Source organism: Mucilaginibacter sp. L196 (assembly GCF_009765905.1).
GTDB lineage: Bacteria > Bacteroidota > Bacteroidia > Sphingobacteriales > Sphingobacteriaceae > Mucilaginibacter.
This window is the reverse complement of record NZ_LMUO01000019.1, coordinates 1010221-1032506: the sequence shown is the minus strand read 5'-3', so window position 1 is coordinate 1032506 and position 22286 is coordinate 1010221. Positions and strand designations below refer to the sequence as shown.

Genomic DNA, 22286 nt, shown 5'->3' with positions numbered 1-22286 from the left:
GACAAATAGTTCTTCGCTGCAGATTTCGATCATACATTTAATTCATACAAAGGCATAGTGCCTTGGCTTTAAATTTATGAATCAAAATTTACAAAAATGAAAACCAAAGTTATTTACCCCTCGCTAATTTTGCTGAGCATTTTTAGTGTCGTGTCTTCATGTAAAAAAGACGTAAAGACATCTTCATCTTCAACAACCACCTCCTCTTTAACAACTGCCACACTCACAGCTGACGGAGCAATAGCATTGGCCTCAGTTGACACTGCAGGTGTCAAAGACAGCATCTACATGGTTAATTGTTTCCCGCCGAATGGCAACAAACCAGATTCAGTAGCTTTTAGTGCATTACCGGCTGCTATAGGCACCTATTTAACTGCAAATTACTCCGGATACACTTTTACAAAAGCTTACAAAGTTGATAGTGCAAAAGTGCTTGTGAGCTATTTGGTGGTTATTAAGTACAATGGTTTGTTTGTAGGTTTAAAATTCACCTCGACAGGTACTTTTGTCAATGTTTTAGAACAAAAGGATGGTGCCAACATGGGTGGTGGCGGCAAAGGCTGGCATCCCGGTGGCCCCTTCTGCGACCGTGGCGGTATACAACATGATACCATTGCGATTGCATCGGTACCGGCGGCTGTGTTAACATATTTTACCACAACTTATCCCACAGATACTTTACTGCATGCTTATAAAACGCCGGATACAACGTACATCTTAATCAGTAAAGATACTGTCTTATATGCAACCAATATTTCTGCAACCGGAACTCTGATAAAACGTCTGAAAATAGAACCGCATGGTGGCAGAAATACAGAGATAACTGCTGCAAAACTGTTGTCTGCGATTACTACTTATTTAACCGCAACCTACCCTGGTTACGTATTTGACAAAGCCTATGTTGAAAGCAACCAAACAGGAATAACCGGATACCATGTGTTTATTACGGTTAACAATACTAATTACGAAGTAGGCTTTGATGCAACCGGCACATTTGTTAAAGCGGTTACCATACATTAACAATTAGTTTTTTCATAATGCTGATTACCCGGTTCCATTTAGATGGGCCGGGTTTTTTGCTTGAAATAGTTTGAACGTTATATCCCGTTAGTCGACTCAATTCTAATATTCGTCGATAAACTCTCGACGTTTTTTTTCGTCCTCTCATGATCTCCAATAGGGCCCTGCGAAATGAGGATGTATTTAACGAAATGCCGGTATTTACAGCGTTTGTTGATAGCTAATTTTGTGCGTTTCGCCGTTCCATCTTAAATTGGAACGCCTGCACTGTTCAATTCGCCCCCTGAACTGTGGTTAAATACAAATAAAAATCCGCTCTACTTTAGTAAAGCTGCTTCGTAGCCCATTAGAACGCCCTACATCAACCCGGCATTCAAACATAACTTGCAGATAATCAACAAACACCCCCCCACCAAAGGTAGGGGCTTTATCTATCACCTGGATAATATCGCAAAAACAAATTAGGACTTACCCAAACACTGAATAGCGGTTTCTGGCGTAGCCTCCACCCCTAACCTACCGCCTTAGGCGGTGGTTTAGCTATTAGAATTAAAAAGGGCTGCTCTTTTTGGAGCAACCCTTTTCGGGATTTACTAGAATCCCATGTGGTGCGGAAGAAGGGACTCGAACCCCCACGCCTCGCGGCGCCAGATCCTAAGTCTGGTGCGGCTACCAATTACGCCACTTCCGCATTAGGATTTTGTGAGGTGCAAAGATAGCTTAAATTAATAAACAATAAAATTTATTTAACTATTTGTGATAACCACCTGTACGCTAGTCTAATTAATTTTAGACTATAGATCCAATCACCGATGAAAAGTATTCAGGTGCCAATAATAGCCTATTGCCATACCACGAAAACATTTCGCCATCAACCAAAATAACCTTTGCATTTGGCAAAATTGCTTTGAATTCCTCGATATGCTTTTCAGTAAAAGGGAATGGCTCCGACGATAAAAAAACTAAATCAGGATTAGCATTTATAAGTATAGTAGCATCTACATGCGGGTATCTATTCAATTCAAAAGCATTAATAAAGCCGCACAATTGCAACATGCTGTTAATAAACGTGTCAATCCCTGCTACCATATAAGGTTTACGCCATATTAAATAGGCTACAGTCAATGGTTTCTTAACTTTAATTAAGGCATTGAATTGATTTGAAATAGCTTTTACAAGTGCATTTGCTTCAGCTTCCCGATTAACTATCGCCCCTACGCTTTCAATCATTGCAAGCGCTTGTGGTAAATCATTTATATCACTTATCCAAACCGGAGAAATATTCATTAAATCATCAACCTGGCTTTGTTCATTTTCTTCTTTATTAGCAATGATCAGATCTGGTTGTAATTCACGTATCAATTCAATATTTAATTGTTTGGTGCCGCCTATTTTGGTTGTATGTTTAGTTTGATGATGTGGGTGGGTGCAAAATTTTGTAACCCCTATAATATTATTACCCAAACCTAAATAGAACAAAAGTTCGGTTTGCGATGGTACAATGGAGATAATTCGTTTAGGTATTTTATCGAGTAATACTTTTCGCTTGAGCTGATCGTAAACAACAGGCATCAGAATGCATTTTTATCACCTCTAAGAGTACCAAAGAATGTCAGGAAAACGATTTTAAGATCAAGCAGGAACGACCAATTTTCAAGATACCATACATCAGCTTCTACTCTCGCCAGCATATCTTCGGTATTCTTGGTTTCACCCCTTAAGCCCCGTATCTGTGCCCAACCGGTAATACCAGGTTTAAGAAAATGCCTTACCATAAAAGTATCAATAAGTTGGGAATACTGTTCGGTATGGCTTATCATGTGCGGACGTGGCCCAACAACAGACATATTTCCACGCAGTACATTAAAAAACTGTGGAAGTTCATCAATACTTGTACGGCGCATAATAGCACCTATTAATGTAATACGTTTATCGCCACGCGTGGCTTGCTTTTTATCCGATTCATCATTAACCCTCATGCTCCTAAATTTATAGCATTTAAAAGGCTTATTATCTCGTCCGGAGCGTATCTGCACAAAAAATACCGGCCCTTTTGATTGTAGCTTAATAAGTATGGCCACTATTGGAAACAGCCAACTAAATATAAACACAATAATAAGTATGGAAAAAATAGTATCGAATGATCGCTTTAAAAACCTGTTCAACATATTTTCAAGTGGTTCTGGCCTTACAGATATAATCGGAATATGGCCAAAGCTTTGTATATAAGTTGGCTTTTTCGCGTAATCGTAATATTCAGGTACAAACTTAAAACGTATTAGGTTTTTATCAGCATCAAGCATTAATTTCTCAATAGTATCAGCTTTGGAGTTTGGCAGGGTGCAAAAAATCTCGTCGACATTATTGGCAATTACATAATCAATACACTCATCTGTTCTGCCTAAGTATAAATTTTTCTCTTTAACCCGTTCGGGTGCATCGTCAAAAAAACCTATCAAGTTATAACCACGTTCGGCATTGTTACTAAAAAATTGATAAAGATCATATCCTATCCTCCCACCACCTATTATAACCACATTCCTGGTATCAAATAATGAACGGCGATTGCTTTTGCGTATACCAAGAAATATAAGTTTCCATAGTCCGAGTAAAAACCCAAACAGCGCAAGAGAATAAAAAAGATATTCGCGGGTTACAAAATATGGTTTCGTACCTATAAGTATTATAATAGTAAAACATATAAAGCTTACAAAAATGAAATAGGTTTTAATAACCCCCCGATAAGTATTAATGGAATCCTTATTTAATACCTGTTCATACAAACCGCTTATATTGGCCGCCAGCAGCCAAATAAGGTTGAATACAAGTACTATTGGAAGGTAGTTTTTATTATTGATCCATATGTATGATGATTTATCAATTACAACATATGAAATCACCATACTGATATTTAGAATTAAATAATCAGTAGTGAGGTTAACAGCCTTAATAAACGTTGCGTATCTGTGGATCATACTTTTTCTTCTTCTTATCGTAGAATAGTTAAACCCAGCATTTGTTAAAAATTTGCAATATCAAAAAATTAAACAACAGGTATTTGTATATGTGTAACAAAATTAGAAATTTATGGTTTAGATTTTAATAATATTGCAAACTTATCAAAGTTTACAGATTATATATCATCAATTAAATATTTGATATACGCCGATAATACTTCTTTCTACTTCAGAGCCAACTAATATAGTTGTTATCTTTTTTTCAATCATCTGGCTTTCAGCTTGCTTAATAAACTCATCGCCGGCAACTATTACCGGGTTGCGTGTCATCATATCAACAATGCTTAACTTTGATGTATCGGCATTTTTCAATAAAGCCCTTCGCAAATCGCCATCCGTGATAATTCCTTCAAAAAAATCCTTACTACCAACGATTACCATCCCCAAACGACCTTCGGACATCGAAAGCAGTAATTCGGTAAATGAAGCATCTTTTGAGATGTATGGAAGGTTATCCGAGCGCATCAAATCTTTCACCTTAGCCAATAACTTATGCCCTAGCCTTCCACCTGGGTGAAAACGAGCAAAATCCTCTTCCTGAAACTGGCGCGATTCCATCAAAGCAACCGCCAGCGCATCGCCCATTACCAACGTAGCCGTTGTTGATGATGTTGGCGCCAATGCCAACGGGCAAGCCTCGCGGGTTATGCTGATATTAAGGTGATAGTCGCTGTTTTTCGCTATAGTTGAGTTCGGATTACCCGTGATACTAATGATCTGATTTTTATTCCATTTTAAAAATGGAATAATTTTCAAAACCTCCTCTGTTTCGCCGGAGTACGAAATAAGCGTTATAATATCATTCACACCTACCATTCCTAAATCACCATGAAAAGCTTCGCCGGGATGAAGGAAAAAACTTGGCGTGCCCGTGCTTGATAATGTAGCAGCGATTTTTCTGCCGATATGCCCGGATTTACCAATGCCGATAACAACCAGTTTGCCTTTGGTGTTCAAAATAGCTTCAACTGCTTGTGTGAACTTTTCATCAAGCAAACCCGCCACATGCTGTAATGATTCTATTTCGATATCAAAAACCCGTTTGGCAATATCCCTCATAGCCATATTATTATCCTAATAATGGTTTTATTACTTCTTCAAGGTTGTGCAATTTCACCATATTAGGGCCATCGCTCAAAGCATTGTCCGGATCAGGGTGGGTTTCCATAAAGTAACCATCAGCACCAAAAGCTTTAGCAGCAAGGGCCATCATGGGTACAAATGTGCGGTCGCCACCGGTTTTACCACCAGCAGCGCCGGGGCGTTGTACCGAGTGTGTGCAATCCATGCAAACAGGGTGGCCAAATGATTTCAGATCATGAATATTTCTAAAATCAACTACCAAATTATTATAGCCATACATATTACCGCGCTCGGTTAATATAACCTGGTTATTGCCTGCTTCAATTACTTTTTGTGCCGGATAAAACATATCCGCGCCTGATAAAAACTGTGCTTTCTTAATATTCACAATTTTACCTGTTTTTGCTGCTGCTACCAAAAGATCCGTTTGGCGACATAAAAAGGCAGGTATCTGCAAAATATCAACCACCTCACCTACTAAGGCTGCCTGATAACTTTCATGTATATCGGTAATCAATGGTAGTCCAAAACGTTCTTTTACTTTTAATAACATCTCCATACCTTTTTCCAATCCCGGCCCGCGATATGAATGAATGGATGTACGGTTCGCTTTATCAAATGATGATTTAAATACAACAGGAATATTGTATTTGTGGCCAATTTCGGCAACTTTTTCAGCAACGGTATATAGTAATTCCTGGTTTTCCATTACACATGGGCCAAGTATAAAGAACGGCTTCTGCCGCATTTTTTCAAAAAGCATAGTAGTTTGTATTATTAAGCAAAGATGTAAAATTTTATGATCAGACACTAATTGCGCGATTTGGTTTAATACTGATTAGTATAATTGGACATGTTACTTAACTTTGCAACATGAATTATTTTGATTTTTATGGATTGCCTGAAACATTCAATTTGAATGATGCGGATGTAAAAAAGAAATTTTACCAATTAAGCAAGCAATACCATCCTGACTTTTATGCGAATGAAGACGAAGCAAAACAGCAGGAAATATTAGAATTATCTACGCTAAATAATAGGGCTTACCAAACCCTTGCCAACCCGGCAAAGCGCCTGGAATACATTTTAAGGCTCCATAATTTGGTTTCGGACGGTGCAAAACCACAATTACCTGCAGATTTTTTAATGGAGATGATGGACATTAATGAACGAATAATGGAGGTTGATAGTGCAACGGAGTTAGGATCAATAACAGCGGAAGTACTTGCCATTGAGGGTGATATGAACGAAGAATTATTAGCATTAACTACTGATTATGTGACTTTGGATGACACAGCCAAGGAAAGCCGACTGAATGATATTGCAAATATTTATTTTAGACAAAAATATCTATTGCGAATTAAAGAGAGTTTAGATACATTTGCAGCCCGCTACTGAGAAATTAATCCACTCTCAGCATGCAAGCCCAGCTGGCGGAATTGGTAGACGCGCTGGTCTCAAACACCTGTGGGAAACCGTGCCGGTTCGACTCCGGCGCTGGGTACAAAGCCTTTCTGAGCAATCAGGAGGGCTTTGTTATTTTAGGATGTTTGTGGCAAGCGCATGCAGTGAAAACTCTCCGTTGGCCGTAAAAGGCGATTCCACGATTGCCGGTCAGAAAGAATTTGGTTTCAAAAATAAAGATGGCAGAAGTATTAATGTTTTATTAATTCTTTATTATTCGGCGGAGTGTAATTTACACCCGATTCCGCAAGGCAAGATTTCTTTATGCGCTTGTTGGAAAACCAAATTATCAAACTAATATTTGCATGCAAAACTTTTTTTTAAAAAACACACCAACACATTCTTTGAAGACAACCATTATTCTTGCATTTGCTGTTGCAGCTATATTTTCAGGTTGCAAGGCACGAAAATCGCTTACTGCTTCCAAGTTGGCACAGAACCCATTTATCCGGAATATATATACTGCTGATCCATCTGCCAGGGTATTCGATGGCCGTTTATATGTTTATCCATCGCACGATGTGGATCCACCACGTGGATGTGATTTGATGGACAAATACCATGTTTTTTCGACTGATGATATGGTAAATTGGAAAGATCACGGTGAAATATTGCAGGCTAGCCAAGTGTCATGGGGCCGCCAGGAAGGTGGCTTTATGTGGGCTCCGGACTGCGTTTATAAAAATGGCACCTATTATTTTTATTTCCCGCACCCTAGCGGAACAGATTGGAATAAAACATGGAAAGTTGGAATTGCTACCAGTAAAAAACCGGCAAGTGATTTTGTTCCCCAGGGATATTTAGATTTGGGCAACGATAGCAAATCCATGATCGACCCCAATATTTTTATCGACGACGATGGACAGGCTTATTTTTATTACGGCGGAGGCGGCAGATGTGTAGGCGCTAAATTGAAAGACAATATGACTGAACTGGACGGACCTTTAACAGCGATGGAAGGACTAAATGATTTTCATGAAGCTACTTGGGTGTTCAAAAGAAACGGGGTATATTATCTTACTTATGCCGATAATCATACCGAGAATGGAAAGGGTGCTAACCGCCTCAACTATGCTACTAGTAAAAGCCCTTTAGGACCATGGATCTACGGTGGGGTTTATCTCGACCCAACGGGTTGTGATACGAGCCACGGTTCAGTAATAGAATATAAAGGGCAGTGGTACGCGTTTTATCACAGTGATGTCCTTTCGGGACGTGGCAATCTTCGTTCTATTTGTGTAGATAAACTCTTTTTTAATGCAGATGGAACCATTCAAATGGTAGTTCAAACTGGGCTAAAGGCAAATAAATAATAATATTTGCCGCATTACAATTTGATTACGATTATAAATACCAGCCATATACCCATATTTAGCATTTATTAAGAAAAAATTAATATTTCCACATTGATTTGTAGGATATTATATACCAATTAAAACTTAATAAAAATGAATATTCTTCTACGCAAAAGAAAAGCAAGTTCCTTGCTTTTCTTTCTACCCCTGCTGGTTTTGAGTACATATATGCAGGCCCAATCGTTAACAACAAGTTCGCCTCAATCAGTAGTTGACAAGATTAATCAATACAATGAAAATTTACCCGGAGAGCGATTGTATCTCCATTTTGATAAACCCTATTATGCCATTGGTGATACCGTATGGTTTAAAGGATATCTTGTTAACTCAGCTATAGCATACTCCCCTTTAAGCAGCCGGATATATGTTGATCTGATAAGCGATAGCAATAAAGTAGTACAGCACTTTATCTTCTCGGTATCACTGGGTCTGGCTATTGGTAATATTTATCTGGATGAAAAGCTAGTACATGAAGGAGCTTATACCATACGGGCATACACCAACTGGATGCGTAATTTTGGCCCCGACCAGTTTTTTTACAGTAACTTTTATGTAGCCAACTCCGGCAACAAAAACACCTTACTTATTAACTCAAACGCCTCTTTTGCAGCCAACAAAGTTAAGGTTGACTTAAAATTCGGCGGGATTGATAAGCAGCCAATTGGCATCCGTGACTTGCAGTTGAAATTGGTTGACGATAAGAAAACAGTCAATCATAGTAACGCGCAAACATTAGCTAATGGTGGTTTAAATTTAAACTTTGATTTGCCCGACAACGTGCCAGTTAAAAATCTCACACTCATTACGCAGGATAAAAAGGACAACACAATTGAAAGGATCCCTCTCCAGATTAATAGAGCATCTGATGTTGATGTGCAATTTATGCCCGAAAGTGGTCAAATGGTTGAATTATTACCCGCACATATTGGGTTCAAGGCTGTAGGTAATGATGGAAAAGGAATAGCCGTTAAAGGAGTATTGATTGACAAGGAAAATAATGAACAAATAAGCTTTGAATCAGTGCACGATGGCATGGGCGTATTTGATTTTGTTCCGCAACCGGGTGAAACCTATACAGCCAAAATAACCTTGCCTAACGGAGAGATCAAAACAGTAAATATTTCGGAAATAAAAAATTCAGGAACCGTACTAAAGATTAAGAACCCCCTGTCGGATTCTCTCGAAGTTTCTATTTTTTCAAGCAAAGACATACAAAGCGCGACTAATGATTATACCATTATGGGGCAATCACGAGGAGCCATTTACTACGCTGCTACTTTTAAGCTAAACCGGGATATAGTTAATTTCAAGGTCCCTAAAGATTTATTTCCAACTGGCGTGGCACATTTCACCTTATTCAACGCTCAAAACCAACCATTGAATGAACGGTTGAGCTTTATCAACCATAATGACAATCTTAAGGTAGAGATTAATGCAGGATCAGCGTTGTACGCCCCAAGAGATAGCATACCATTGCACATTACCGTGAAAGACAATAAAGGGAACCCGGTAGTGGGCAGTTTTTCACTGGCGGTTACAGATAACGGGCAGATCAAAAAAGCAGACATTAGCAAAACGAATATATTTACTCAACTGCTACTGGCAGCAGACCTAAAAGGATATATTGAAGACCCAGCATGGTACTTTACCCGGGATAATGATGCTGCAAAAGCGCTCGACATCCTATTACTGACCCAGGGCTGGGTAAGTTACAATTGGAAAGATATTTTAAACACGCCTACACAACCAGCTTTTACCGCCGAACCTGAATATATGGTCAGTGGCAAAGTCAATAATATATTGAATAAACCTATGGTCAACTCAAATATAATTTTAGTGAGCACGGGCAAAGTAAGGCTGTATAAGGATACCGTTACCAATGCCGCCGGGCAATTTGTTTTTAAGAACTTTCCGCCAATAACCGATAATACAACATTTGTGCTGGAGGCCCGCAAAGCCAAAGGAAAAATTATTAATGCCGGAATATCGGTTGATGAAAACAGGACGCCGTTGAATGTTGCATTGCCTTATTTCCCTGCGCCCACTCCATGGTATATCAATAGCGACAGTACTGTTCTAAATTATGTTAAAAAAAGCGCTGATTATCACGATGCATTGGCGGATTCAAAAAATGGCCCGGGCAGGCATATATTAAAAACGGTAACAATAAAAGCCAAGGCCATAATTAAAGATTCAAAAAACCTAAATGGTGCGGGTAATTATGATCAGGCCATTGCCCAGGATGACATAGAAAAGGCAGGCAAAATATCCTTACTGCAACTAATTAAGCAAAAGGTAAATAGTTTTCATGATGGTTACGGGACTAAAGGCAAAGGCTTAACCTTTATGTTAAAAGATAAAAAAATACATTTTTGGATAGACGGGATTGACATAGACAGATTTTATGATCCATCAGACAACCCGATTCCGGACGAGCATTACAACTATCAAAAGGATATACTTGAATATTTTACAGCTGAAGATATCACAGGCATAGAAGTGTTGTATAATCCGCAATATACTGCTTTATATGATGACAAAAATCTACCAGCGCTATATGATGATCAAAATCTGCCAACACCGCCGGTATCCGGCTCAAATGATATTACCACTGCCTATATTGAAATTACCACAAGGTCGGGCCAGGGCCCATTTGCAAATAGCCCTAAGGGTATTTATGTTTACAGGCCAGCGCCAATCACTATACCGGCACAGTTCTACACGCCAAGGTATCCTGTTAAAAATATGTATCCCGGCTTTACGGATCTCCGCTCAACAATTCATTGGGAACCTAATATAATTACCAATAAAAATGGTGAGGCCAATACATTCTTTTATGCGGCCGATCCGCTAACAACATATACCCTTGTTTTACAAGGAGCCGATTTGAACGGAAATGTAGGTTATACATCCCAGGAAATAACTATAACCAATAAAAAATAATACCTAAACCTTATATGTAAAAAGCTCAGGCATCCTTGTTGATACCTGAGCTTTTTTATTAAGTGATTAATCAATTATTACACTATCATCTTAAATCCAATTATTTAATAGTATAAACAGTACCTTTTACTATAACTTTTCCGGCAGTAATATTAGTTGCTGTATGCCCTTGGTGATCTGGCTGCGCACCGCCAATGAAAATTCGCGAAATGCCCGCCCGTTCTGTTTGCTTATTATTTTTATCAACCAGCGAAAGACTTTCCGGATTTATATTGAAACTTACCGTTTTAGTTTCCCCTGCCTTAAGATATATCCGCTTAAAACCTTTAAGCGCTACAATAGGCTTCCTTATACCATTATCCAAGTGTTTTACATACAGTTGTACTACCTCTTCACCAGCCACCTTTCCGCTATTTTGTACTTGTGCGGTAACTATATAGCTTTTGCCGGTAATTAACGTTTGTGGAACTTTAATGTTACTGTATTTAAAAGTAGTATAGCTTAATCCATAACCAAATGGATAAAGCACTTCTCCGTTAAAATAACGATAGGTACGGTTTCGCATACTATAATCATCAAAGGCAGGCAAGTCGGCTGTACTTTTATAAAAAGTAACAGGTAAACGCCCGGCCGGATTATAATCGCCAAACAATACATCGGCAATGGCCCTACCGGCAGCCTGGCCACCATACCAAGCATCTATAATAGCGGGTACATTTTCAGCTTCCCAGTTAATTGCCAATGCACTACCATTTAACAATACCAACACCAGCGGTTTATGTAATTTACTGAGGGCTTTTATCAAATCTTCCTGTGGTTTTGGCAGATCGATAGTTTCGCGGTCGCCTCCAGAAAATCCTTTAGCCTGTACTTTCATTTCCTCACCTTCAAGGCGCGGAGATAGCCCTAAAAACATAATCACTACATCAGATTTTGTGGCAACGGAAATAGCCTCATCAAAATTCCGTTTTACCTGCGCGCTATCAATTGCTCCTGTTGATTCGGCAAGTTCACAACCACGCGCGTAAACAATATTTGCACCAGGTAATTTAGCTTTAATGCCCTGTAATGGTGTTACTGTTTCTGCCGGTGTGCCATTATAATTGCCCCATAACATTTCTTTATCATCGGCATTAGGGCCAATAACAGCTACGTTTTTAATATTTTTGCTTAACGGCAGTATTTGATTGGCATTTTTCAACAATACAATAGATTTCCTTGCCGCTTCAAGCGCCAGTTGCTGATTAGCTTTTGAGTTAACTATACTATAAGGTATTGATGCATACTTTACCATGTTATTAGGGTCGAACATACCGAGTTTAAAACGGGCCATGAATAAGCGTTTTACAGAAATATTGATCCTATCCTCACTAATTAGCCCGCTTTTAACAGCATCAACCAGTGCCCGGTAGGTGCTGCCGCAATTTAAATCGGTCCCGGCGGTAACGGCCATGGCCGAAGCCTCTTCTTTATTTGCCGCCTCTTTATGTCCCTCATAAATATCGGCTACCGCATCGCAATCAGAAACTACATAGCCGTTAAAGCCAAGCTCCTGCCTTAAAACCTTCGACAATAAAAAGATATTGGCCGATGCTGCTACACCGTTATAACTGTTATAGGCACTCATGATAGAAAAAGCTTTGCCCTCCTGTACCGAGGCCTTAAATGCAGGCAAATAAGTATCCAGAAAATCATATTGATCTGTAGTTGCATTAAAACGATGCCGTTCCGATTCGGGGCCGCTATGTACCATATAGTGCTTGGCAGTCGCTACCAGTTTCAGATATTTTGGATCATTACCCTGTAGTCCTTTTATAAAATTTACGCCCATTGCAGATGTGAGGTAAGGATCTTCTCCATAAGTTTCCATTCCCCTGCCCCACCTGGGGTCACGAAATATATTAATATTGGGCGACCAGAATGTTAATCCTTCGTATCGCTCGTGCTTACCCTGACGGATGAATTCGTTATGTTTTGCCCGTGCTTCATCACTTGTAGCGTTTCCTATGCGATTAATCAGGCCAGCATCAAATGATGCGGCAGAACCGATCGGCTCAGGAAACACCGTTGCTAAACCAGCCCTGGCCACGCCATGCAGGCACTCATTCCACCAATTGTATTCGGGTATACCCAGGCGTGGTATTGCAGGCGCTTCGTCCACCATCTGGCTTACCTTCTCTTCCAAAGTCATCCGCGAAACTAAATCATTTACCCGCTGTTCAAAAGGCAGCTTTACATTTTGATAGGGCAATACTTGAGCTTGTAATTGCCCTACGCCAAACAAGCTTAAAACCACTGAGGTAATTATTCTCTTTTTCATTATAACAATATTATAATAATAAACTGATATTAGTGATAGGTTCAACTAATTGCTCACATCCCTGTTTCATAACGAGTTGCTTAAGATCTATTCTACGCCCCAACTTTTATTGGGTTTCGGCCCCATCTCTAGTTCCAGCGTCCCGCCGTTTACTAATTGTTCATGTGTAAACCAGGGTGTGTTCAGCACCTGCCCGTTCATTTTCGCGCTTTGGATATATTTATTTACAACAGAACAATTGTTGGCGATCATTGTAAATTGTTTGCCGCCGGGCAGATCAATAGTCACTTTACTAAATACCGGGCTACCGATAGTATAAATTGGCAATCCTGGTGTTATAGGATAAAAGCCCATTGATGAAAATACAACAAAGGCCGACATTCCGCCACCATCTTCATCGCCGGGAATACCGAAGATATTATCCTTAAACCATACATCTAACAGCAACCGTATGTGTTTTTGTGTTTTCCAGGGTGAGTTAGTAAAATTATACAGATAAGGAATGTGGAAGCTTGGCTCATTCCCATCAGAGTATTGACCAACCAAACCTGTAGCATCCGGAAATTTTGCCCAAAACGCATATTTACTGCGCCCTAATGGTTCGCGGAATAATTGGTCGAGTTTATTTTCAAACATGATTTTGCCGCCCATTAGCTTAACAAGACCTGGTATATTTTCCTGTACCTGCCATAAATAGGTCCATCCGTTGTTTTCATCATAGTAATCTCGGCCGCCCATGCCGCCATCAAATTTAGGGTCGATGTTAATCCAATTACCGCTATTATCCTTAGGCATGAACATTTTCACATCATCATTCCATAAGTTTTTGTAATTGCCTGCACGGATGCTGAATCTCGTTTGATCATCTTTCTTTCCCAGTTCGCCGGCCATTTCACTAAGTGCCCAGTCGTCATAACTAGCCCCAAGTGTTACCGCGACAGCTTGTCTTCGCTCTAAAGGATTAACCTGTGGCACTGTTTCAACTTCTCCCTTTTTTAAAGCTGGATAGTAACCTTTCGCGTAATAAAACTCATCCAGACTAGTTTTCGGTCCATTACGCCATGGTAGCAGAGTAGCTTCTGTAGCATTTTTAACCATTCCCTCATAAGCTTTATTAACATCAAAATTCCTAAGCCCTTTTCGGTAATCATCCAGTATCATAATAGTAGAATGAAAGCCGTTCATACATGCATAATCGCCAAATAAAACCGGGAAGGTGGGCATCCAGCCTCCTTGTGTATACATGGTAACATATGAATTCACCATATCCTGCTCCATAACCGGGTTAACAATAGCCCGCAATGGATGTAGCGCCAGATAGGTATCCCAGGTCCAGTCATCTACATAAAAAGGCCTGTTGGTATTGTGTATCTTTTTATCATAGCCGCTATAATATTTGCCATCTTCGGTAATATCCACCATTCGCTCATTACAGCGGTAATATGCTGTATAAAATGACCGTCGTTGCGCTTCAGTACCACCTTCTACCTGAATGTTGTTGATAGCCTTATCCCAGGCTTTTTCACCATTGGCTTGTATATCTGTAAATGATTTTCCGGCTATTTCCTCTTGAAAATTAGCCCGTGCCTGCTCTGGGTTGATATAAGATATAGCATAACGGAACTCAATTACCGAAGGTGCATCTTTACCAAAGCTGATCCACGAACGCACACCTTTACCCTGTATTTCAGTATCATTACTTAATTGATTGTTCCTAATTGTACCTGGTTGTCCAGCACTGCTAAACTCACCGTACATATATACTTTAATGTCATCATGGTAAGTTTCTATGCCTTCCATCACATTACCGTTTATAAATTTCCAGGAGCCCATGCCTGAATTATATAAATCAAACAACAGGTTTTTGTCTGTTTTACCGGTAGGGAAAGTGAATCGGTAAATACCGGTTTTCTTTCCGGCAGTAAATTGCACGGTTATCTCATCATCAATTAAATAAGTCGAATAATACCATGGCCGGGTTATTTCTAAGTCATTATCATAGGTTAATTTCTGTTTCCAGGCATTAACATTAACCGATTTGTTCCAAGGTTTTAAGGCAAAAACCTCACCTAACCTGTGCGATACAATCGTAAGCGGGAAGCTTGATATCTGATCATCCAGATAGTCGCTACGTTCAGGATACACCCTGATCACTTGATTAGGTAACTGTACCGTAGGGCGCGTTGGCTGCAATAGCTGGCCAACATTTCCTATCCGCGGATCAATATATTTCAGATTACCCGTGCCCTCGTTTGATGAATTATCCTGAGCGTGGCTATTTCTTATACCGAAACAGCAGCAAAACATCGCCAGATATAATACGGTACGGTTAAAAGGAGTTGATATCAACCTTAATTTGTGTTTTAACATTATTGGTAGAATTTATATAGAAAAAAAATGTCCCAGAGGGATAAGTAATAATCGGTTCATTAACCCCCGCAGGCAATTACTCCTGCAGGGGATAAAATTTTTATTGACTTACTTTAAATGCAGTCCTTGTAATATCCAGGTAATTAGTCCCATAAAATTGAGTAGGTTCAATCTGGGTGTCAGAAATAAAGTTATTAAACGAGTCTACGAAAATGAGCCTGCTTTTTGAGGCATTCCGTTTGGCGACATTGGTATATGTTGTGTACCAACTGCCATCAGCGGTTCTTGGCACGCTTACTTCCGTACTGGTTGGGCTATTGATCTGATAATTCCAACCCGCTTGAACGCATGGTACAAATTCCATGTTCCATGCTTCAATAGTTGATTTCCAATACGCCCAGTTTTGATCGCACATTTGAGGAAATAAATTGCGCCTATCTAAATCACTTCCTCCATAATCAGCCATATTTGCCTCATACATAGCATCTACACAATTTTGAAAACGATAGTAATATCTCGCCGGAGGCGTCCAATTGTTTTGCATACCTACGATATACAGTTGAAAGCCCATTGCTGATAAATTAGTCCTGAGCTGTTGATATAAGGTCACATTATTATTGGAATTTAACTCATAGGCATTGTTTATAATCAATAAATATTTTCCGTTAACTTTTTGATAGTTACTTTTGCTTAGCCAGAAAGCTAGTCTTTTAAAATCATTATAAAATCCTTGCAGTTTTGCTGCATTACTTTCTACTGTTGTACCAAAACCGGTAGTACCTCCAGAAAGCGTTATTCCTAATGTTGATTCACTCAGATTATAGCTTAGGGCAAAATTCATTGTAGCAGCATTAGGCTGGTTTATGAAAGTATTAACCAGTAAAGAATCTTGCTTGTAATTGGCATTATCAAGCGTAGGCGAACGGACAGAGAAAATAAAATAATCAATTTTGGCTGTTCCGGCATCGGCAATATGCTGCTGCATTATTGATGGTGTAGCTACACCGCCAACAGTAGGCACACCGTTAACATAGTAATATTTACCTACTGTTGGTACCTGGGTAATATTGGCATTAAATGAGCCAAATGAATAATAGAATGCACCTACAAGATAATCTGATGTAACCGGTACATTCGGAATAGTGTAATCAAGGAAATTATCCGCTGGGGTGGCATCCTTCTTTTTACAGGAAAATAACCCTGCTATCATTAGTAGCATAAAGCTGCTATAAATATAAAAATGTTTATTTTTCATCTTAAATCTTTATTATTAAGGTTATTTAATAAGTTGATAATACAGAGTATTTTATACCTGCTGCTTGTAAACTTTCTATAGTAGTTCCATACCATTTTTCCACAAAGCTGTAATCAACAAAGGCAGAAACTTTTGTCCAATCAATTGGCGTATAAGCTGGTTCTATTTTTAAGTGTGTAAATACATAATCACCACCGGAGCCTAATAATTTCACACCATTGGCATAACCTATCGGATTACGGTTAACCTCACTTTGAATAGGGTAAAACCAGCGGTCGGGTAAATCTGCATAAGTTCCATTTTCACCAGGATTATTACCGGGGCTAGTATGTGGAGGAAGGACAAGATTTTGTGTTCTGCGTTGTAAAGCCCATGCATCAAATGCCCCATCATCATAATAATTGAGCCACTCCTGTATCCAGATCTTAGTGGCGTTACCGGCAGGGATACTGGTATTAATGAAACCTAGGTCATAATTAAACCCGCGGCCTGCGGTACTCCATTTAATCCCGTTTTGAGCCTCATAAGCTGTGGCTTGGGCAGCTGTTAAGCCCCAAAAAGCAAAGTTGGCGTTTATTCCGGCGTAATAATACTGGTCGGCTGTTTGTGTGCCTCCATACCCATTTAATGCTGCCTCCGCCTTCATAAAGCAAACTTCTGCATAGGTCGTGATATAGAACGGGCGTGCGGCTGCTGTAAGCGCAGGCTGCATCGTACTATAGTTATTTGGTATTGTCGCTCCTGAAAATGGAGGAGTCGTTATATCCCATTGCGCAAGCATAACGGGAGATTTGGGCGTACCTAAATAAGGTATTGGGTATGAAACAATATAATGCAGGGCACTATTGACACTGGTTAATGTATCGGTTATATTGAAAGGAACAGCTGATGGCTGGAAATATGCGCCCAGGCGAGGATCCTTATACGATCTGAAATAAGTAAATGCATAATCACTCATCACAGGGGTTGCCGTACCGGTATAGGATGTACCTTGAACTAATTGCAAATAATAAACAGACTGGCTGCCGGTAGCAGTTCCATAAGTTAATTTAGCATCATCAGCATCTGAGGTTGGGAGCATGCTCTCATTTGACATTACATCCTGGATATTGCTTGCAGCCAAAGTGGGTAAATTAGTTTGTACCCTTAGTGCAATCCGTAATCTAAGTGTATTAGCAAATTTAATCCATTGGGTTAGGTTACCGTTAAATATAACATCCGTAGTAAGTTTATCACCATTAACATTAACCGCAGCTGCATCCGCCTTTAACCTGGAAAGCAGTGAGGTATAAACGGTATTTTCATCGTCATAGTTAACAACTGTAAGGCTTGTGTTAAAAGCATTACTATAAGGTATAGGCCCGTATGTACCTACCATATAGGCAAACACATAACATTCCCACATATCAGCAATGGCCATCCTGTTTGTGTAGGCTGGATTACCCTGATATAGTTTTTTGATTTGTTCTATATTTCCTAACACATTGATATACATAGTTGTCCATGTAGATTCATTTCCACCAAGATAGCGTCCGGATGGATCTACGATATGTCCACACTCCCATAGATATACGATATTATTAGTTTCCATTTGGTTTATCGTATTCAGATATACACCTGTTAAAACTGATTCAGGTGAGGTTGTTGTAAAGCGTGAAGGATCTGTATTAAGGCTCGTGAAATTTTTCGTACACGAAAAAGTAGTGCTAATAAGCAGTACAATTAAAATTTGGATAATCTTTTTCATAATAATTATAATGACAGTTTTAAATCAACACCATAGGTTGCGTACGGAAGCGAACCTCCCATTTCAAGCCCTTGCCCGTTTCCTGAAGAAGAAGCAGATTCTGGATCGATTCCAGGTGGAGTTTTTTGGAATATAGTCCAAATATTACGTCCTACTAATGATAGGCCCATGCTCTTGAACACTGTTTTCCTTAAAAACCGCGGGTTGAAAGAGTATCCGATGATAACCTGGGTTAGTTTAACAAAGGATGCATCATAGGTATACATGTGGCCAATGTGCCCTCCTACTTGCTGCCAGTAGGTTTGTGGAGAGATATACCTTGTATTAGGATCATTTAAGTTGGCTATCATATTGCCATTTGCATCCAATAAAGGTTGGCCATTTGAGCCTAACACAGGAAAGTAGCCCTCAAATATAGAGCCCTGTGCACGGCCGCCCGTCGGATAAGGCAAATTGTATGATGTTGTGGTACCATTTAGCTCATTTCCGCTCTCGCCCAATACCCCGTTGCTAAATAACCACGCGCTACGCCCACCCAGCGTTTGCGCTGAAGCTCCTGAAGTGAGATACCTGAAAGCAGTTCCTGAATAAATAGAACCACCAATATGGCTGGAAACCAAGAAATTAAAACTAAATCTTTTATACCTGAATGTGGAACCGAATGACATTAGTGCCTTGGGTTCGGCGTTGCCAAGTATTGGATTTGTAGTGGTATAATAAGGCACACCGCTGGTTGCATTAATAATAGGCAAACCAGAGGATGAGTAAGCTTGATCCTGTGCCCTTATTACTCCAATAGGTTGCCCTACTTGTGCATAAACATTACCGGTAACAGCCTGACCCAGTAAAATGGAGTTTATTCCCGGGGCTAAGGCTAGTACCTTGTTCCTATTTAGTGAAAAATTGTAAACAGCATCCCAACTGAAATTTTCTGTTTTTATAGGGGTAGCTGATAAGGTGAGTTCAATACCTTTATTTTGTACTGATCCTGAATTAATTATTTGTTGATTGAAACCATATTCAGGAGGGGTATAACCTGTAAGAATCTGATTGATTGATTTTGATTTGTAAACGTCTGCGTCAAGATTTAACCGGCCATTTAAAAAATGGAGCTCGGTTCCAATTTCATCAGATGTGGTTAACTCAGGTTTTAAATTACTGTTTTTCAGTAGCTGATCAAATGTCGTATAGTTTATTCCATTAAAACTACCACCGTTACCAAACTCCGAATATAAGTTATACGGGCTTGTGTCATTACCCACCTTAGCAATAGAAGCTCTTAATTTACCAAAGCTCAAAATACTTTTAGGGATATTTAAAAGTTCGGTAAAAACAAAACTTCCGCTAATGGAAGGGTAAAAGAAGGAGTCGTTTGCTGTAGGTAATGTTGACGACCAATCATTACGACCAGTTATATCTAAGTATAAAAAATCTTTATAACCTACAGAAGCGGTACCGTATACAGAGTTAACTTCTGATCTGATTAATGATTCACTCGCGGTGTAAATACTGGTTGTGTTAGAAAGATTTTTAACATCATGCACCGCTAAAGAAGCTGTTCCGGTTGTAGTATTATAGTAATTTGTGCTACGCAGATTCCCGCCCAGGTTAGCTACAATGGAAAAATCTGAAATATGTTTATTATACATAAACAATCCTTCGGAATTCCATACCTTATTGTTTTGCTGAAACTCATTATAAGAGCCTGGAATATTAGTCAAAGAACCTTGTTGAACAAAAGTATAACGGTTACCCCAAATCAGGTCGCCGGATTCTTGCGCCCTGAATTGCAGGTCCTTATATATTTTAAGGGTAGCTGTAATACCGCCGATAATGGTATTATGAATATCCTGATTTGCATCTTCATTGATGTCCCAATAAGGGTTTTCAATACCGCTGTTATTTCCTAGATTAATCGCATTCCCATTAGCATTTTTCCAGGGGGTTAAGCTACTGAGCGGAATACTCAATACTGCATTATTAAGATAATTCATTGGATTGGTAGGATCTTCATTACGAGCTGTCCTGTCATTCACCTGCTCCTGTATATATTGAACACGTGTATCTATCCGTAGAAATGGCGTAAAATCTCTGCTCGCAGCAAATTGGAGATTATTTTTTGCCACAACATTCTGCTTCTGGATTATATCATCACCATCTACCCTGGTGTAAGAGAAGCGAAGTGAAGAGTGGTCATCAGCAGTACTTAATGACAGATTCTGTGTAGATGTATACCCCGTTTGAAACAGACTGGTTACATTTTGTGGAGAATAAGTATCTAATACACCATTGTACGCAAGATAAGGCTGTCCAAGCATCGGCCCACCCCAATTCCGGCCACTGCCGGTACCTGCCTGTAAAACACCTGAACCCAATGGACCTACCAATGTACCAGTCATTTCGCCATTAACTCCCTCACCATATTCATATTGGAAGTTGGGATACTGTAAAACACGAGATATCATATAATTCCCATTATAGGAAATTCCTAACCCGTTATTTTTCTTTCCTTTTTTGGTGGTAACTAAAATTGCACCGTTAGCGGCCTTTGAGCCATACAATGCAGCAGCATTTGGCCCTTTCAATACTTCGATACTTTCAATATCGTCGGGGTTTAAATCGGCAGCGTTATTACCGTAATCCAAATTCCCTACCTGGCCATTTGAATCCGTGTTATCAATTGGCACACCATCAACCACCCATAAAGGTTGATTGTTACCAGTTATTGAGGATGGCCCCCGCAACACTACCCTTGTTGAACCTGTTGGCTGGCCGCTTGTAGTAATTTGCAAGCCTGAAACCTTACCATCCAATAAATCGGTTATGTTAGTAGCCCGGGCTTCAGTCATATCATTAACATTCACACCCTGTACTGAATAACCCAGTGATCTTTTCGCCCTTGGTATATTCAGCGCTGTAACAACTACATCCTGCAAATCCTTTGACGCAGGTATCATTTTAATATCTATCGTCAACTTACCAGTTATATCAAATTCCTGAGACTGATAGCCAATAAAACTTAAAACAAGTATTTTACTGACAGATTTTCCTGGGTTTAAAGAAAAGTAACCATTAACATCGGTTGCTGTTCTTAGCTGGGTTTCTTTAAGAACTACGGTTACTCCGGGTAAAGCCTCTCCTCTTTCATCGGTGACTTTTCCTTTAATAACATTGCCACCTGAAGGTGGATTTTGCTGGGCATACATTTGTGCTGCCATACAACAAAAAAATAGCATAAATAAAAGTTTCTTCATGTTTTTAATTTAATTGGTTGTAAGAAAAATGACTTATAAGTCGGTTATAATTGAATTGTAAATTAAGTAGCCGTTAATTAATAATTGTCTAATTTTTGATTAACCGGAGGCATAAAAAGCTTATTTTTTACGTTATAAGCCATTATTATATCTTTTTTTACTTTTTGTTGCCATATGTGTTAAATACTATCGTAACTATTTGACAAAAAGGCTTGTGTTGTTTCTAAAAAATGCTAACTGGGAGTTATTAATCACATTGAATATGACTTTCTTTATGATGATGCCTGTATTTTTAAAGCACCTTGCTGTTTTGCTTATGTATTATTTGCTAATTGAGGTATTCGCTATATATAATATTTGCTTACCGGTACACTACAGAGATATTGCCTGGATATAGGAAACATGGCAGGGAGCGCCAATTTTTCTTTTTTGTGAAATCTAATTATGAATGATTTTGA

13 protein-coding genes and 2 tRNA genes are annotated in these 22286 nt (G+C 39.3%); 5 read left to right on the top strand and 10 right to left on the bottom strand.

The features are described 5' to 3' along the window. The first annotated feature begins 96 nt into the window (after positions 1 to 96). Positions 97 to 1020 (top strand): PepSY-like domain-containing protein, encoded by a 924-nt coding sequence (locus GSQ74_RS20770; RefSeq protein WP_158996118.1) that lies wholly within the window; start codon positions 97 to 99, stop codon positions 1018 to 1020. Between the two features lie 606 nt (positions 1021 to 1626). On the opposite strand, the gene GSQ74_RS20765 is transcribed toward GSQ74_RS20770, so the two are convergent. From GSQ74_RS20765 to kdsA, 5 genes are all read right to left on the bottom strand, one after another. Beyond that, positions 1627 to 1711, bottom strand: a tRNA-Leu gene (locus GSQ74_RS20765). Positions 1712 to 1809: 98 nt separating this feature from the next. Beyond that, on the bottom strand, positions 1810 to 2592 hold the full coding sequence (locus tag GSQ74_RS20760; RefSeq protein ID WP_158996117.1) for a helical backbone metal receptor: 783 nt from the start codon (positions 2590 to 2592) through the stop codon (positions 1810 to 1812). Beyond that, the gene (locus tag GSQ74_RS20755; protein WP_158996116.1) at positions 2592 to 3995 is read right to left on the bottom strand and encodes an undecaprenyl-phosphate glucose phosphotransferase; all 1404 of its coding nucleotides are present in this window, start codon (positions 3993 to 3995) and stop codon (positions 2592 to 2594) included. The genes GSQ74_RS20760 and GSQ74_RS20755 overlap by 1 nt, the downstream gene beginning before the upstream one ends. 168 nt (positions 3996 to 4163) lie before the next feature. After that, entirely contained in the window at positions 4164 to 5102 is a 939-nt protein-coding gene (locus GSQ74_RS20750; protein ID WP_254060939.1) for an SIS domain-containing protein, read from the bottom strand. A gap of 4 nt (positions 5103 to 5106) precedes the next feature. Continuing rightward, on the bottom strand, positions 5107 to 5883 hold the full coding sequence (kdsA, locus tag GSQ74_RS20745; RefSeq protein WP_158996115.1) for a 3-deoxy-8-phosphooctulonate synthase: 777 nt from the start codon (positions 5881 to 5883) through the stop codon (positions 5107 to 5109). A 110-nt stretch (positions 5884 to 5993) separates the two neighbouring features. Between kdsA and hscB the strand changes: the two genes are divergently transcribed. The 4 genes from hscB (at position 5994) to GSQ74_RS20725 (ending at position 10882) form a co-directional block, all read left to right on the top strand. Continuing rightward, positions 5994 to 6518 (top strand): Fe-S protein assembly co-chaperone HscB, encoded by a 525-nt coding sequence (hscB, locus tag GSQ74_RS20740; RefSeq protein ID WP_158996114.1) that lies wholly within the window; start codon positions 5994 to 5996, stop codon positions 6516 to 6518. A gap of 26 nt (positions 6519 to 6544) precedes the next feature. Then, positions 6545 to 6624 (top strand) — tRNA-Leu (locus GSQ74_RS20735). Between the two features lie 265 nt (positions 6625 to 6889). After that, the gene (locus tag GSQ74_RS20730) at positions 6890 to 7897 is read left to right on the top strand and encodes a family 43 glycosylhydrolase (RefSeq protein WP_158996113.1); all 1008 of its coding nucleotides are present in this window, start codon (positions 6890 to 6892) and stop codon (positions 7895 to 7897) included. A 135-nt stretch (positions 7898 to 8032) separates the two neighbouring features. Further along, the gene (locus GSQ74_RS20725; RefSeq protein WP_158996112.1) at positions 8033 to 10882 is read left to right on the top strand and encodes a hypothetical protein; all 2850 of its coding nucleotides are present in this window, start codon (positions 8033 to 8035) and stop codon (positions 10880 to 10882) included. A 100-nt stretch (positions 10883 to 10982) separates the two neighbouring features. Here the strand turns inward: GSQ74_RS20725 and GSQ74_RS20720 are convergent, their stop codons facing one another. From GSQ74_RS20720 to GSQ74_RS20700, 5 genes are all read right to left on the bottom strand, one after another. Continuing rightward, complete coding sequence (locus GSQ74_RS20720) at positions 10983 to 13202, bottom strand: glycoside hydrolase family 3 C-terminal domain-containing protein (protein ID WP_158996111.1); 2220 nt, start codon at positions 13200 to 13202, stop codon at positions 10983 to 10985. Positions 13203 to 13289: 87 nt separating this feature from the next. Next, positions 13290 to 15572 (bottom strand): GH92 family glycosyl hydrolase, encoded by a 2283-nt coding sequence (locus GSQ74_RS20715; RefSeq protein ID WP_158996110.1) that lies wholly within the window; start codon positions 15570 to 15572, stop codon positions 13290 to 13292. A 100-nt stretch (positions 15573 to 15672) separates the two neighbouring features. Next, the gene (locus tag GSQ74_RS20710) at positions 15673 to 16827 is read right to left on the bottom strand and encodes a glycoside hydrolase family 99-like domain-containing protein (protein ID WP_158996109.1); all 1155 of its coding nucleotides are present in this window, start codon (positions 16825 to 16827) and stop codon (positions 15673 to 15675) included. A 25-nt stretch (positions 16828 to 16852) separates the two neighbouring features. Beyond that, positions 16853 to 18574, bottom strand: a complete 1722-nt coding sequence (locus GSQ74_RS20705; protein ID WP_158996108.1) for a SusD/RagB family nutrient-binding outer membrane lipoprotein — start codon at positions 18572 to 18574, stop codon at positions 16853 to 16855. A 5-nt stretch (positions 18575 to 18579) separates the two neighbouring features. Beyond that, a complete protein-coding gene (locus GSQ74_RS20700) occupies positions 18580 to 21828 on the bottom strand; it encodes a SusC/RagA family TonB-linked outer membrane protein (RefSeq protein ID WP_158996107.1) in 3249 nt (1082 codons plus the stop codon). Positions 21829 to 22286 lie beyond the last annotated feature (458 nt).

What these genes read in the sequence shown, in the direction of transcription:
- hscB (WP_158996114.1), top strand. Translation starts at nt 5,994, where the DNA reads ATGAATTATTTTGATTTTTATGGATTGCCTGAAACATTCAATTTGAAT.
- GSQ74_RS20700 (WP_158996107.1), bottom strand. Translation starts at nt 21,828, where the DNA reads ATGAAGAAACTTTTATTTATGCTATTTTTTTGTTGTATGGCAGCACAA.
- GSQ74_RS20715 (WP_158996110.1), bottom strand. Translation starts at nt 15,572, where the DNA reads ATGTTAAAACACAAATTAAGGTTGATATCAACTCCTTTTAACCGTACC.
- GSQ74_RS20720 (WP_158996111.1), bottom strand. Translation starts at nt 13,202, where the DNA reads ATGAAAAAGAGAATAATTACCTCAGTGGTTTTAAGCTTGTTTGGCGTA.
- GSQ74_RS20770 (WP_158996118.1), top strand. Translation starts at nt 97, where the DNA reads ATGAAAACCAAAGTTATTTACCCCTCGCTAATTTTGCTGAGCATTTTT.
- GSQ74_RS20755 (WP_158996116.1), bottom strand. Translation starts at nt 3,995, where the DNA reads ATGATCCACAGATACGCAACGTTTATTAAGGCTGTTAACCTCACTACT.
- GSQ74_RS20750 (WP_254060939.1), bottom strand. Translation starts at nt 5,102, where the DNA reads ATGGCTATGAGGGATATTGCCAAACGGGTTTTTGATATCGAAATAGAA.
- GSQ74_RS20730 (WP_158996113.1), top strand. Translation starts at nt 6,890, where the DNA reads ATGCAAAACTTTTTTTTAAAAAACACACCAACACATTCTTTGAAGACA.
- kdsA (WP_158996115.1), bottom strand. Translation starts at nt 5,883, where the DNA reads ATGCTTTTTGAAAAAATGCGGCAGAAGCCGTTCTTTATACTTGGCCCA.
- GSQ74_RS20725 (WP_158996112.1), top strand. Translation starts at nt 8,033, where the DNA reads ATGAATATTCTTCTACGCAAAAGAAAAGCAAGTTCCTTGCTTTTCTTT.
- GSQ74_RS20710 (WP_158996109.1), bottom strand. Translation starts at nt 16,827, where the DNA reads ATGAAAAATAAACATTTTTATATTTATAGCAGCTTTATGCTACTAATG.
- GSQ74_RS20705 (WP_158996108.1), bottom strand. Translation starts at nt 18,574, where the DNA reads ATGAAAAAGATTATCCAAATTTTAATTGTACTGCTTATTAGCACTACT.
- GSQ74_RS20760 (WP_158996117.1), bottom strand. Translation starts at nt 2,592, where the DNA reads ATGCCTGTTGTTTACGATCAGCTCAAGCGAAAAGTATTACTCGATAAA.